This is a genomic window from Curtobacterium sp. 320 (assembly GCF_031455235.1).
Lineage (GTDB): Bacteria > Actinomycetota > Actinomycetes > Actinomycetales > Microbacteriaceae > Curtobacterium.
On record NZ_JAVDSI010000002.1, the window covers coordinates 116,913 to 131,488 of the forward strand.

Annotated in this window: 9 protein-coding genes; 8 read left to right on the forward strand and 1 reads right to left on the reverse strand. The window is 69.2% G+C overall.

The genetic code is table 11. The features are described from left to right. The first annotated feature begins 93 nt into the window (after window positions 1–93). The 6 genes from J2X60_RS03865 to rpoC all read left to right on the forward strand — a co-directional run bounded on the left by J2X60_RS03865 (window position 94) and on the right by rpoC (window position 11,114). The gene (locus J2X60_RS03865) at window positions 94–603 is read left to right on the forward strand and encodes a hypothetical protein (RefSeq protein WP_071302473.1); all 510 of its coding nucleotides are present in this window, start codon (window positions 94–96) and stop codon (window positions 601–603) included. Then, window positions 600–1,805: a histidine kinase gene (locus tag J2X60_RS03870; RefSeq protein WP_309886562.1), complete on the forward strand. Its 1,206-nt coding sequence runs from the start codon at window positions 600–602 to the stop codon at window positions 1,803–1,805. Before J2X60_RS03865 ends, J2X60_RS03870 begins: the two co-directional genes overlap by 4 nt. Beyond that, window positions 1,802–2,461: a response regulator transcription factor gene (locus J2X60_RS03875; RefSeq protein WP_309886563.1), complete on the forward strand. Its 660-nt coding sequence runs from the start codon at window positions 1,802–1,804 to the stop codon at window positions 2,459–2,461. The genes J2X60_RS03870 and J2X60_RS03875 overlap by 4 nt, the downstream gene beginning before the upstream one ends. 344 nt (window positions 2,462–2,805) lie before the next feature. Then, the gene (locus J2X60_RS03880) at window positions 2,806–3,333 is read left to right on the forward strand and encodes a hypothetical protein (protein ID WP_071302476.1); all 528 of its coding nucleotides are present in this window, start codon (window positions 2,806–2,808) and stop codon (window positions 3,331–3,333) included. A gap of 368 nt (window positions 3,334–3,701) precedes the next feature. Further along, on the forward strand, window positions 3,702–7,190 hold the full coding sequence (rpoB, locus tag J2X60_RS03885) for a DNA-directed RNA polymerase subunit beta (RefSeq protein ID WP_070417662.1): 3,489 nt from the start codon (window positions 3,702–3,704) through the stop codon (window positions 7,188–7,190). Between the two features lie 42 nt (window positions 7,191–7,232). Continuing rightward, window positions 7,233–11,114 (forward strand): DNA-directed RNA polymerase subunit beta', encoded by a 3,882-nt coding sequence (gene rpoC, locus J2X60_RS03890; RefSeq protein WP_070417663.1) that lies wholly within the window; start codon window positions 7,233–7,235, stop codon window positions 11,112–11,114. A 70-nt stretch (window positions 11,115–11,184) separates the two neighbouring features. Here the strand turns inward: rpoC and J2X60_RS03895 are convergent, their stop codons facing one another. Next, complete coding sequence (locus J2X60_RS03895; RefSeq protein WP_071295200.1) at window positions 11,185–11,580, reverse strand: VOC family protein; 396 nt, start codon at window positions 11,578–11,580, stop codon at window positions 11,185–11,187. 79 nt (window positions 11,581–11,659) lie between these two features. Between J2X60_RS03895 and J2X60_RS03900 the strand changes: the two genes are divergently transcribed. Then, window positions 11,660–12,682, forward strand: a complete 1,023-nt coding sequence (locus tag J2X60_RS03900; protein WP_309886564.1) for a GNAT family N-acetyltransferase — start codon at window positions 11,660–11,662, stop codon at window positions 12,680–12,682. A 208-nt stretch (window positions 12,683–12,890) separates the two neighbouring features. Next, on the forward strand, window positions 12,891–14,561 hold the full coding sequence (locus J2X60_RS03905) for a GspE/PulE family protein (RefSeq protein ID WP_071295202.1): 1,671 nt from the start codon (window positions 12,891–12,893) through the stop codon (window positions 14,559–14,561). Window positions 14,562–14,576: the final 15 nt, after the last annotated feature.

The following is a 14,576-nucleotide window of genomic DNA, read 5'->3' on the forward strand; positions in this document are numbered from 1 at the left end:
CACCCCTGGTTGGTGTGCCCGCCGACGCCGTCGATCGAGGCTGGTACCACCGGCCGGGAGACGCCCGCCGGACCTCCTCGGAAGGCGGACACCATGTCGGTCCAGCTCCTCGTGAACATCCTCGTCGGCATCGCCCTGGTCGCGTTCCTCGGGTACCGCCAGGCGACCTGGCAGTACCTCGACCCGGCGCGCATCTGGCGCACGCCGCTCATCATGGCGATCGTCGGCGTGGTCGTCCTCGCCCAGACGAAGGCGACGATCACGACGACCGACGTGGTGTTCCTCGGGATCGAAGCGCTCATCACGATCGGGGTCGGACTGACCATGGGCAGCATCACCCGCTTCCGCACGGTCGGCACTCCGGACGCCAAGGGCCGCACGATCCAGTCCCGTACGGGTGCGCTCGGCGCGGTGCTGTGGATCGTCCTCATCGCCGTCCGCGTCGGCCTCGACGTGCTCGGCGGCCACCTCGGCGCGCACCTGCTCACGTCGACCGGCACGATCCTGCTCGTCCTCGCACTGAACCGCGCCGCACGCGCCGTCGTCATCGACGGCCGCATCCCCCGCGGCGACCGCCAGCCGCGCGGCATGATGGTCCGGTGACCCTGCTGACCGGCCAGGACGAGACCGACCTCCCCGGAGGCCGGTCCCGTCCGGGCGCCGCCTGGGGGCTCAACGCCCTCGGCATCGCGATCGTCGCGTTCTGGTTCGTGAAGAACGGCATCGCCCTGCAGCACCCCGCGTGGGTGTGGGTGCTCGGCGCGGTGGCGCTCGCCGCGTGGGCGCTCCGCGAGTTCGGTCGCACACCCCGGCTCCTCGTCGTCGCCGGGGTCCTGATGATCGCCGCGGGCACCCTGACGGTGGTGCCGACGGACTCGCTCATGATCGTCCCCGTGATCGTCGGGATCGTCCTGCTCGGCGCGAACCTCCGCGTCCCGGTCTGGGCGGCATCCGTCGCCGCACTCGCCGCGATCGTGGTCGTCGCGGTGTCCGCCTCGATCGAGCACGCCTCGGTCCAGTTCGTCCTCGGGACGAGCGGCGGCATGCTCCTGGGCGTCCTCATCGGCTTCAGCCGTCGGCAGTTCCGCATCGCGGCGGAACGGGCGCGCGAGGCCGAGCGGGACCAGCAGCGCGCCGAACTCCTCGCGGACCGGTCCCGCGCCGCCCGGGACATCCACGACGTGCTCGCGCACTCCCTCGGCGGACTGGTGCTCCAGCTCGACGCGGTCGAGGCCCTGCTCGAGGCCGGCCGGGTCGACGACGCCACGAAGCGCGCCGCCGAGGCCCGCGCGCTCGCCGCGGACGGCCTGGCCGAGGCGCGACGTGCGGTGCACGCCCTGCGCGACGACGCGGAGACGGACACCGAGGCGGACGCGGGCTCGCCCGAGGTCCCGCACCGTGCCTCCCGTCCGACCACCGACCCCGCGACGGGCCTGGCGGCCCTCATCGACGCGCACCGGTCGTTCGGCGGCGAGATCGTGACGCAGGGCGACACGGCGCTCACCGACCTCGATGCGGCCCACCGCGCCGCCGTGGTCCAGGTGGTCCGGGAGGCGCTCAGCAACGCCCGCAGGCACGCCCCCGGCCGTCCCGTGTCCCTGTCCGTCATCCGGGACGGCGACGCCGTGGACGTCGTGGTCGCGAACCCGCTGTCCGGCGGCGGCCACGGCCTGCTCGGGATGCGCGAACGCTTCGCGGAGCTCGGCAGCGGCGCCGCGGTCGAGGCGGACCGGTCGGACGACGAGTTCGTCGTGGCGATGCACCTGCCGGTCGACGAGCTGGCCGCCGAGGGGGACCGCCCGTGACCATCCGCGTCCTCGTCGTCGACGACCAGGCCATCGTGCGCGACGGGCTGGTGACGGTGCTCTCGCTCGTGGACGACCTCGAGGTCGTCGGCGAGGCGTCGGACGGCGCCGAGGCGGTCGCCGCGGTCGAGCGGGAGTCCCCGGACGTCGTGCTCATGGACCTCCGGATGCCCGGCGTCGACGGCCCGACGGCGACGGCACGCATCACCGAGGGGCACCCCGGGGTCGCCGTGCTCGTCCTCACCACGTTCGCCGACGACGAGTCGATCCTGGCCGCGCTGCGGGCCGGTGCGCGCGGGTACCTCACCAAGGACGCCGGTCGCGGCGAGATCGCGACGGCGATCCGTGCGGTGGCGTCGGGGCAGTCGACGTTCGACGCCACCGTGGGCGCCCGGCTCGTCGCCCAGCTGGCCGACGGCACCGGGCCCGCGCCCGTCGCGACGCCCGACCCGACCGAGTCGCTCCGTGCGCGCTTCCCGACGCTCACCCCGCGCGAGGCGGACGTGCTCGAGCGCATCGCCGAGGGTCGGTCGAACCCGCAGATCGCCGCCGAGCTCTTCCTCACCGTGCCCACCGTGAAGTCCTACGTGAACCAGGTGTTCACGAAGCTCGGCGTCCGCACCCGCGCGGAGGCCGTCGCCCTCGTCCTGCGCTGACCCGGGTCCGCGGTCCCGACCGGTCAACCCGGCGCAGGTGAATGCGTGCACATGCACCACCAGCGGACGCCAAGGGTCGTCGCCTACCGTTCACCGGGTCGTCACCTCGGTGCGTCGATCCGCGCAGTGCCCCACACCTCGCGCGCTTCCGCACCCCGCTCGTGACCGCGGCGCGACCGTCCGGCACCCCCACTGCCCCTCGTGTGCGCGCCGTCGGCGTGCGCCGGGCTCCCCGCTCTCCTGCGCGCCGCCCGTGGTCCGCCCGCCGCGACCATCGAACACATTGCGTGCGCTATGTAAAATATGCGCACGAACGGACCCGATCCCACGAGGAGTCGACCCGCATGACCGACACCATGAGCGTGCCCACGTACCGCCGCGCCACCGCGAGCCGTCCCGCGGTCGCCACCCGCGCCTCCCGTCCGTCCACCCACACCGAGCGCGAGCACGCGCCGACCTGGATGCGTGCGGTGGGTGCGGTCCTGCTGGTGGGCGGGCTCGGGCTGACCGCAGCGGTGCTCGGATGGCCGGGCGACGCTCCGGAGACGGCGCTGCTGGTGCCGGCGCTCGTCGGCGTCGCGGTCGGGTTCCTGCTCCTCGTCGCCCGATCGGGGTGGACGGTGACGGACACCCACGTCGTCCTGCACTTCCGGCCGCTGCCCGCGCGACGGATCGCCCGCGACCGGATCACCGACGTGCGACTCGTCGAGGCGGACGCGTCGACGTACGGCGGCATCGGGCTCCGGATCGGACGCGGCGTCCGCGCGCTCATCCTCACGCCGGGGCTCGGGATCGAGTTCACCGACGACCGCGGACGTGTCACGTTCGTGCGGACGCGGCAGCCCGAGGCGGCCTTCCGCGCCCTGCGCTGACGGGCGCGTTCCCGGGCGCAGTGCGGGGGAATACCCGCGCTGTCCACCGGCTTATACACGGCACTGCCGAATTCGGTCAAGCCAGGACTGGACATCCGCGACGGGCCCGACCTATGATGGCAGTTCGCGCTCCCTGGCATCCGTGTCGTCATATTGCGGTCGACGCAGCGTTCTTCCAGAACGTGCCCTGGTGGTGCCGGTCCCGTATATGTCGGCGGGTCCCGTCCACCCAGATCATCGCACACGTGCACAGCTCACCGGCCGTCGCGTGATCGCGTGTCTTCGAGGGGTGCGCTGAAGCGTCAATCCACTCACCTACGTGCTGCTCGTCAGTACCGGCCCGACGGGGCCTACCGGAGGTCAAACCCTTGGCTGCTGCGCCCAACGCATCCACCAACCCCAAGAACGGTCGCAACCACTCGCGACTCTCGTTCGCCAAGATCACGGACACCCTCACGGTTCCTGATCTGCTCGCACTCCAGACGGAGAGCTTCGACTGGCTCGTCGGCAACGACGTCTGGAAGGCCCGCCTCGCCGAAGGCCAGGAGCAGGGTCGCACCGACCTCGCACTGCACTCCGGGCTCGAGGAGATCTTCGAGGAGATCTCCCCGATCGAGGACCTCGGCGAGACCATGCAGCTCGGCTTCACGTCGCCCGAGCTCGAGGACCCGAAGTACTCGATCGACGAGTGCAAGGAGCGTGGTAAGACCTACGCTGCCCCGCTCTACGTCAACGCCGAGTTCATGAACCACATGACCGGTGAGATCAAGACGCAGACCGTCTTCATGGGCGACTTCCCGCTCATGACCGAGCGCGGCACGTTCATCATCAACGGCACCGAGCGTGTCGTGGTCTCGCAGCTCGTCCGCTCGCCGGGCGTGTACTTCGAGCGTCAGCAGGAGAAGACCTCCGACAAGGACATCTACTCCGCCCGCGTGATCCCGTCGCGTGGTGCCTGGCTCGAGTTCGAGATCGACAAGCGCGACCAGGTGGGCGTGCGCATCGACCGCAAGCGCAAGCAGTCGGTCACCGTGTTCCTCAAGGCGCTCGGCATGACGAGCGAAGAGATCATGGACGAGTTCCAGGGCTTCGCCTCGATCGAGTCGACCCTCGAGAAGGACGCCATCCTCACCAAGGAAGAGGCGCTCAAGGACATCTACCGCAAGCTGCGTCCGGGCGAGCAGGTCGCCGCCGAGGCCGCGCGTGCGCTCCTCGACAACTTCTACTTCAACCCGAAGCGCTACGACCTCGCGAAGGTCGGCCGCTACAAGGTCAACCGCAAGCTCGGCATCGACGCGCCGCTCAGCGACTCGGTCCTGACCGTGCAGGACATCGTCCGCACGATCAAGTACCTGGTCTCGCTGCACGCCGAGAAGACCACGCTCGACGGTGTCCGTGACGGCGAGCCGGTGCAGCTGCGCCTCGACGTGGACGACATCGACCACTTCGGCAACCGTCGCATCCGCGCCGTCGGTGAGCTCATCCAGAACCAGGTCCGCACCGGTCTGTCCCGCATGGAGCGCGTCGTCCGCGAGCGCATGACCACGCAGGACATCGAGGCGATCACGCCCCAGACCCTGATCAACGTGCGCCCGGTCGTCGCCGCGATCAAGGAGTTCTTCGGGACGTCCCAGCTGTCGCAGTTCATGGACCAGAACAACCCGCTCGCGGGCCTGACGCACAAGCGTCGCCTCTCGGCCCTCGGCCCGGGTGGTCTGTCCCGTGAGCGTGCCGGCGTCGAGGTCCGTGACGTCCACCCGTCGCACTACGGCCGCATGTGCCCGATCGAGACCCCGGAAGGCCCGAACATCGGCCTGATCGGCTCGCTCGCGTCGTTCGGTCGGATCAACTCCTTCGGCTTCATCGAGACGCCGTACCGTCGCGTCGTGAACGGTCAGGTCACCACGACCATCGACTACCTCACGGCCTCGGAAGAGGACGACTTCGTCGTCGCGCAGGCGAACGCCCCGCTCACCGACTCCTTCCACTTCCAGGACGACAAGGTGCTCGTCCGGAAGAAGGGCGGCGAGGTCGAGCTCGTCGGCAAGGACGAGGTCGACTACATGGACGTCTCCCCGCGCCAGATGGTGTCGGTCGCGACGTCGCTCATCCCGTTCCTCGAGCACGACGACGCGAACCGCGCCCTCATGGGTGCGAACATGCAGCGTCAGGCAGTCCCGCTGCTCCGCTCCGAGTCGCCGCTCGTCGGCACCGGCATGGAGGGCTACACCGCCATCGACGCCGGCGACGTCGTCACCGCCGACAAGGCCGGTGTCGTCTCCGAGGTCTCGGCCGACGCCGTGACCCTGCAGCTCGACGAGGGCGGCACGCAGACCTACTACCTGCGCAAGTTCGACCGCTCGAACCAGGGCACGAGCTACAACCACCGCGTGGTCGTCTCGGCCGGTGAGCGTGTGGAGCAGGGCGAGGTCATCGCCGACGGCCCCGCGACGGAGAACGGCGAGCTCGCGCTCGGCAAGAACCTCCTCGTCGCGTTCATGCCGTGGGAGGGCTACAACTACGAGGACGCGATGATCCTGTCGCAGAACCTCGTGAAGGACGACACGCTCTCCTCGATCCACATCGAGGAGTACGAGGTCGACGCCCGCGACACGAAGCTCGGCAAGGAAGAGATCACCCGCGACCTCCCGAACGTCAGCCCGGACCTCCTGGCCGACCTCGACGAGCGCGGCATCATCCGCATCGGTGCCGAGGTCCGCCCCGGCGACATCCTGGTCGGCAAGGTCACGCCGAAGGGCGAGACCGAGCTCAGCGCCGAAGAGCGCCTCCTCCGCGCCATCTTCAACGAGAAGTCGCGCGAAGTCCGCGACACCTCGCTCAAGGTGCCCCACGGTGAAGAGGGCACGATCATCGGCGTCAAGGTGTTCGACTCGCAGGACGGCGACGACGAGCTCGGCTCGGGCGTCAACCAGCGCGTGGTCGTGTACATCGCCCAGAAGCGCAAGATCACCGCGGGTGACAAGCTCGCCGGTCGTCACGGCAACAAGGGCGTCATCTCGACCATCCTCCCGGTCGAGGACATGCCGTTCCTCGCCGACGGCACCCCCGTCGACATCGTGCTCAACCCGCTCGGCGTCCCCGGCCGCATGAACTTCGGCCAGGTCCTCGAGATCCACCTCGGGTGGCTCGCGAAGCAGGGCTGGAACGTCGAGGGCATCCAGGAGTGGGCTTCTGCCCTCCCCGAGGCAGCCCGCAGCGCGGAGCCCGGCACGAAGGTCGCCACCCCGGTGTTCGACGGTGCCTACGAGCGCGAGATCGAGGGCCTCCTCGACTCGACCCTCCCGAACCGCGACGGCGAGCGCCTGATCGGTTCGTCCGGCAAGGCGCAGCTCTTCGACGGCCGCTCCGGCGAGCCGTTCCCGGAGCCCGTGTCGGTCGGCTACATGTACATCCTCAAGCTGCACCACCTGGTCGACGACAAGATCCACGCCCGTTCGACCGGTCCGTACTCGATGATCACGCAGCAGCCGCTGGGTGGTAAGGCGCAGTTCGGTGGACAGCGCTTCGGCGAGATGGAGGTGTGGGCGCTCGAGGCGTACGGCGCCGCCTACGCCCTCCAGGAGCTCCTGACGATCAAGTCCGACGACATCCTCGGCCGCGTGAAGGTCTACGAGGCGATCGTCAAGGGCGAGAACATCCAGGAGCCGGGTATCCCGGAGTCGTTCAAGGTCCTCATGAAGGAGATGCAGTCGCTCTGCCTGAACGTCGAGGTCCTCTCGGCCGACGGCCAGGCGGTCAGCCTCCGCGACACGGACGACGAGGTCTTCCGTGCCGCTGAAGAGCTCGGCATCAACATCTCCTCGCGGTTCGAGTCGTCGTCCGTCGACGACATCTGATCCCGCCCGTACTCGTAACGAATCCAGCTAGAGAGAAGAACATTGCTCGAAGCAACTTCATTTGACGCACTGCGGATCGGTCTCGCCACGGCCGAGGACATCCGCCAGTGGTCGTACGGCGAGGTCAAGAAGCCGGAGACCATCAACTACCGCACACTCAAGCCCGAGAAGGACGGTCTGTTCGGCGAGCAGATCTTCGGTCCGTCCCGCGACTGGGAGTGCGCCTGCGGCAAGTACAAGCGTGTCCGGTTCAAGGGCATCGTCTGCGAGCGCTGCGGCGTCGAGGTCACCAAGTCCTCGGTCCGCCGTGAGCGCATGGGCCACATCGAGCTCGCCGCGCCCGTCACGCACATCTGGTACTTCAAGGGCGTCCCGTCGCGCCTCGGCTACCTCCTCGACATGGCGCCGAAGGACCTCGAGAAGGTCATCTACTTCGCGGCGTACATGATCATCGACATCGATGAAGAGGGCCGTCACGCCGACATGCCGGGTCTCGAGAACGAGATGCGCCTCGAGATCAAGAACCTCGAGGGGCAGCGCGACTCGATCATCGCCGACCGCCTCAAGAAGCTCGAGGACGACCTCGCAGCGCTCGAGGAAGAGGGCGCCAAGGCCGACGTCAAGCGCCGCACCAAGGACACCGCCGAGAAGGAGATGTCACAGGTCCGCAAGTCGTTCGACGAGGACATCACCCGCCTCGAGCGCGTGTGGGAGGACTTCCGCAACCTCAAGGTGGGCGACCTCAAGCCCGAGGACGCCGTCTTCCACGAGCTCCAGGACCGCTTCGGGATCTACTTCGACGCCTACATGGGCGCCGAGGCGATCAAGCTGCGGCTCGAGGCGTTCGACCTGGCCGCCGAGGCCGAGGCGCTGCGCCTGCAGATCGCCGAGGGCAAGGGCCAGAAGAAGATCCGCGCGATCAAGCGTCTGCGCGTCGTCAGCTCCTTCCTCGCCACCGGCAACTCGCCGGCCGCGATGGTGCTCGACGTCGTGCCGGTCATCCCGCCGGAGCTGCGCCCGATGGTGCAGCTCGACGGTGGCCGCTTCGCCACGAGTGACCTCAACGACCTCTACCGTCGTGTGATCAACCGCAACAACCGTCTCCGCCGCCTGCTCGACCTCGGTGCCCCCGAGATCATCGTGAACAACGAGAAGCGCATGCTGCAGGAAGCGGTCGACGCGCTGTTCGACAACGGTCGTCGTGGTCGTCCGGTCACGGGTACCGGCAACCGCGCCCTGAAGTCCCTGAGCGACATGCTCAAGGGCAAGCAGGGTCGTTTCCGCCAGAACCTGCTCGGCAAGCGCGTCGACTACTCGGGCCGTTCGGTCATCATCGTCGGCCCGCAGCTGAAGCTGCACCAGTGCGGTCTGCCCAAGCAGATGGCGCTCGAGCTCTTCAAGCCGTTCGTGATCAAGCGCCTGATCGACCTGTCGCACGCGCAGAACATCAAGTCGGCCAAGCGCATGGTCGAGCGTTCGCGTCCGCAGGTGTGGGACGTGCTCGAGGAGATCATCCGCGAGCGCCCCGTGCTGCTGAACCGTGCGCCGACGCTGCACCGTCTGGGCATCCAGGCGTTCGAGCCGCAGCTCGTCGAGGGCAAGGCCATCCAGCTCCACCCGCTCGTGTGTGCTGCGTTCAACGCGGACTTCGACGGTGACCAGATGGCCGTGCACCTGCCGCTGTCGGTCGAGGCCCAGGCCGAGGCCCGCATCCTGATGCTCGCCTCGAACAACATCCTGAAGCCGTCCGACGGCCGTCCGGTGACCCTGCCCGCACAGGACATGATCATCGGTCTGCACCACCTCACGACCGTCCGCGAGGGCGCCGTGGGTGAAGGCCGTGCGTTCTCCTCCGTCGCCGAGGCCATCCTCGCGAAGGACCAGGGCACGCTGCACCTCAACGCGCTCGTGAAGATCCGCATGGCGGACGTCCACTTCGCCGAGGGTGAAGCTCCCGAGGGCTACGAGCAGGGCGACACCGTGCTGCTCGAGACGACCCTGGGCCGTGCGCTCTTCAACGAGACCCTCCCGGCGAACTACCCGTTCGTCCAGAAGGTCACCGACAAGGGCGTGCTCTCCGCGATCGTCAACGACCTCGCCGAGCGCTACTCCAAGACCGAGACGGCCGCCGCGCTGGACCGGATCAAGGACGCGGGCTTCTACTGGGGCACGCGCTCCGGTGTGACCGTGGCGCTCTCCGACGTCGTGACGCCTCCTCGCAAGAAGGAGATCATCGCGGGCTACGAGGTCCAGGCCGCCAAGGTGCAGGGCGAGTTCGACAAGGGTCTGATCACCGACGCCGAGCGTCGCGCCGACCTGATCAAGATCTGGACCGAGGCCACGAACGAGATCGCGCAGGAGATGCGCGACAACTTCCCGGTCGACAACACCATCAACCGCATGGTGTCGTCCGGTGCTCGTGGTAACTGGCTCCAGGTCCGCAACATCGCCGGTATGCGTGGTCTGGTGAACAACCCGAAGGGCGAGATCATCGCCCGCCCGATCATCAACTCGTACCGCGAGGGCCTGACCGTGGCGGAGTACTTCATCGCCACGCACGGTGCTCGCAAGGGTCTTGCCGACACCGCGCTCCGTACCGCGGACTCCGGGTACCTCACCCGTCGTCTCGTGGACGTCTCGCAGGACGTCATCATCCGCGAGGACGACTGCGGCACGACCCGGGGCCTCGAGCTCCCGATCGCGACCGTGGGCGCCGACGGCAAGCTCGTGCGCGACCCGCGCGTCGAGAACACCGTGTACTCCCGCACCCTGGCCACCCCGGCCGTGGACGCGAAGGGCACGGTCGTCGCCGAGGCCGGCGAGGACGTCGGTGACGTCCTCATCGACAAGCTGCTCGCGGCCGGTGTCGAGAGCATCAAGGTGCGCTCGGTCCTGACCTGCGAGTCGAGCGTCGGTGTCTGCGCGAAGTGCTACGGCCGTTCGCTCGCCACGGGCAACCTCGTCGACATCGGCGAGGCGGTCGGCATCATCGCCGCCCAGTCCATCGGTGAGCCCGGTACCCAGCTGACGATGCGTACCTTCCACACGGGTGGTTCGGCCTCGGCCGACGACATCACCCAGGGTCTGCCGCGTGTCACGGAGCTCTTCGAGGCGCGTACCCCCAAGGGCGCGTCCCCGATCGCCGAGGCCCCCGGCCGCGCCACGATCGAGGACACCGACAAGGGTCGTCGCATCATCCTCACGCCGGACAACGGTGACGAGCCGTTCATCTACCCGGTGCTGAAGCGTGCGACGCTCCTCATCGAGGACGGCCAGCACGTCGAGCTCGGCGAGCAGTTCATCGCCGGCACCGTCGACCCGAAGGAAGTCCTCCGCGTCAAGGGTGTCCGTGAGGTCCAGAAGCACCTCGTCAACGGTGTGCAGGACGTGTACGGCTCGCAGGGCGTGCCGATCCACGACAAGCACATCGAGGTCATCGTGCGCCAGATGCTCCGCAAGGTCACCGTCGTCGACCACGGCGACACCGACCTGCTCCCGGGCGAGCTCGTGGACCGTTCGCGGTACAACGAGCTCAACCGTGCGGCGCTGCAGGAGGGTCGCAAGACCGCTTCCGCTCGCCAGGAGGTCATGGGCATCACGAAGGCGTCCCTCGCGACCGAGTCGTGGCTGTCCGCCGCGTCCTTCCAGGAGACCACCCGCGTGCTCACGCAGGCGGCCATGGAGGGCAAGCAGGACCACCTCGTCGGCCTCAAGGAGAACGTCATCATCGGTAAGCTCATCCCCGCCGGGACGGGCCTCAGCCGGTACCGCGACGTGGACGTGAACGCGACGGAAGAAGCGAAGGCGGAGCGGTACCCGAACCGCATCTTCGCGGACGACTCGTCGTTCTCGGACGCCGACCTGAGCTTCGTCGACTTCGACAGCTTCTCGTCGGACGACTTCACGCCGGGCACCTACAACTGAGCCTGAGCTCCACCGGAACGGCCCCCGCATCCTCGGATGCGGGGGCCGTTCCCGTTGGTGGCGCGACGGCTCAGACCGCGCGGTCCGCCCCGTTGTCGCGTCCGGAGCCCCGGCCGGTCTCGTCGACGAGGGAGAACAGGCTCAGGACGTTGCCGTCGGGATCGCGGACGTCGAACCAGTCGACGGCTCCGTCGACGCACTCGACCGGGCCGATGTCGATCCCGAGTGCGCCGATGCGTGCGTGTTGGGCGGCGACGTCGTCGACGCCGAAGCGGACGCTCACGGGGTTCTCCTCGGCGTCGGCGTCCTCGTAGAGCTGGATCCAGATGCCGCCGACCTCGTACTCGGCGATGCCCTCGTCGGGCTCGAGGTCCGGTTCGGCACGTTCGAACACGGCGCCGTACCAGAGGCAGGACGCCTCGATGTCGGTGACGGGCAGCCCCACGGTCACGCTCGTGATGTCCATGACTCATCATGTCCCGGAGCAGGGCTGCGCGTCGAGCACTTTCCGCCGTCGCGCCCGTGCCGGCTGGCAGGCTGGGCGGATGGCAACGCTGCGCGAACGGATCACCGCCCCGGCCCACCTCGAGCTCCCGGTCCCGATCGCCGGCCTGACCTTCCGGGCGGCGACCCGGGACGACCTGGAGGCCGTGCACGCCCTCGCCGTGGCGGCTGCCGCGGTCGACGACCCACACGCTCGTCCCTCCACAGCGAGCCTGGAGCGGACGTTGTCCACCGAAGGGCTCGATCTCGCCCGGGACACCCTCGTCGGCGTCGATGCTGATGGGCATGTGCAGGCGTACGGCATCGTCATCGACGTCCCCTCCCGGGTCACCGCTGCTCGCGTGGTGCTCGAGGGGGCGGTCCACCCCGCGCTGCGCGGCCGGGGGATCGGCCGTCGTGTGCTCGCGTGGCTCATCGGGCGCGCGCGGCAGCGACTCGCCGCGCTCGACCTCGACCTGCCGGCGACGATCTCGCTCGGTGCGCCGCAGGGATCCGGCGCCCTCCGGCTGGCAGCCCGTGCCGGACTCGAGCCCGTCCGGCACTGGGTGGACATGCAGGCGGTGCTCGACGAGCCCGCCGGTGCCGCGGTCCCGCAGTTGCCGGACGGGTACAGCGTGCGTGCGGCGACCCTCGACGACATCGAGCCGCTGCGGATCGCGAAGAACGACGCCTTCCGCGACCACTGGGGATCGCAACCGATGGTCGAGTCCGACTGGCGCGGGTTCCTCACCGCGGCGACGGCCCGGCTCGACCTCGGCCGCGTCGTCGTCGACCCGTCGGGCCGGATCGTGGCCTTCGCGCTCGTCGAGGTGGACCCGGACGGCTTCGCCGCTCGCGGCCGGTCGTTCGGGTACGTGCACTGGGTCGGTGTCGTGCGGGCGGCACGTGGGACGGGACTCGCGCCGATCGTCCTCGACGCCGCGCTGCAGGGGATGCGTGCCGAGGGGCTGTCCGCCGCGGTCCTGCACGTCGACGCCGAGAACCCGACCGGCGCCGGACGCATCTACGAGCGGCTCGGGTTCGTCCCGGGGCCGGTGCACGTCACCGCGTCGACGACCCTCTGACGGGGGTCGTCGCGGCCCTCGGCGCGCACGCCGTCGGCGGTGTCGATACCCGTGGGTACCCCTGCACTGGGGCCACCGAACACCCCCTCGCCCCCTCGTTGTGGGACTGCGGTGGCCGTTCCGTGCGGACGTAGCGTGGTCGGGCGTCGAACCCCTGCGGCGCTCGTCCCCACGAACCGCGCGCGACCCGAAGGAGGCTCCGCAGCTCATGGCCACGCTGTCCGAGATCCTCATCCTCAACGGAGCCCTGCCGATCGAGCACCTCGACTCGATGACCGGCGACGAGGAGATCGACGACCGTTCGATCCGCTCGCTCGTCGACCAGGGCCTCGTCAGCGAGGCGCAGTACATCACCGCGCGCGCTGCGTCGAACAACTCCAAGACCGTCCCGCTCACGGACTACCCGGTCGACGGCACCGCGGTGTCGATGCTCCCGGCGGCCCTGTGCCGTCGGCACGGCGTGCTCGGCGTCGGGTTCGAGGGCGACGTCCTCGTCCTCGCGATGGTGAACCCGACGAACGTGCTGGCGATCGACGACGCCCGGACCGCCTCCGGACGCCCCGTGAAGCCGCTGCAGGTCGACGAGCGTGACCTCGCCGCAGCGCTCGACCGCTACCTGCGTGCCGACGACGAGCTGAACGACCTGACCTCCTCGCTCGAGGAAGAGGCATCGGCGCAGACCCAGCAGCAGGTCGACCTCACGGACGGCGCGCTCGACGACGTCCCGATCGTCCGGTTCGTCAACCTGCTCGTGTCCCAGGCCATCCAGGACCACGCGTCCGACATCCACATCGAGCCCGGCGAGCACGAGGTCCGGGTGCGCTACCGCATCGACGGCGTGCTGCACGAGATGGCCCCGGCGCCGAAGAACATCCAGAACGGCGTCATCAGCCGGCTCAAGATCATGAGCGACATCGACATCGCCGAGCGTCGGAAGCCGCAGGACGGCCGCATGTCGGTGCGCCACGGTGGCCGGCAGATCGACCTCCGCGTCGCGACGCTCCCCACCGTGTGGGGCGAGAAGGTCGTCATGCGGATCCTCGACAACACGAACACGTCGATGTCCCTCAAGGACCTCAACCTGCTCGAGCAGAACTTCCAGGCGTACCAGCGCTCCTACTCGAAGCCGTACGGCATGATCCTCGTCACCGGTCCCACCGGGTCCGGCAAGTCGACGACGCTCTACACGACCCTCAACGCGGTCGCCCGTCCCGAGATCAACGTCATCACCGTCGAGGACCCGGTCGAGTACCGGATGGCCGGCATCAACCAGGTGCAGGTCAACCCGAAGGCCGGACTCACGTTCGCGTCGGCGCTGCGGTCGATCCTCCGGTCCGACCCCGACGTCGTGCTCCTCGGCGAGATCCGCGACCACGAGACCGCGCAGATCGCGATCGAGGCATCGCTCACCGGTCACCTCGTGCTGTCCACGCTGCACACGAACGACGCCCCGTCGGCCGTGACGCGACTGACCGAGATGGACATCGAGCCGTTCCTCGTCGGGTCGGCACTCGACTCCGTGGTCGCCCAGCGTCTGGCACGACGGCTCTGCGACCGCTGCAAGGCCCCGGCGCAGTACACGCCGGCGCAGCTCGTGGCGCTCGGCTTCGTGGGCACCGAGGACACCGCCGTGCCGGAGTTCTTCGGCCCGGTCGGCTGCGCCGTGTGCTCGAACACCGGGTACCGCGGCCGCATCGCCCTGCACGAGGTCATGACCGTGACCGAGGAGATCGAGCGCCTCGCCGTCTCGCGTGCCTCGAGCGCGGAGATCGGCCGCGTCGCCCAGCAGCAGGGCATGCTCACCCTCCGCCAGGACGGGTGGGAGAAGGTCAAGCTCGGCATGACGAGCATCGACGAGATCCTGCGCGTGGTCGCGTAGGCGTGGGAGTGGAAC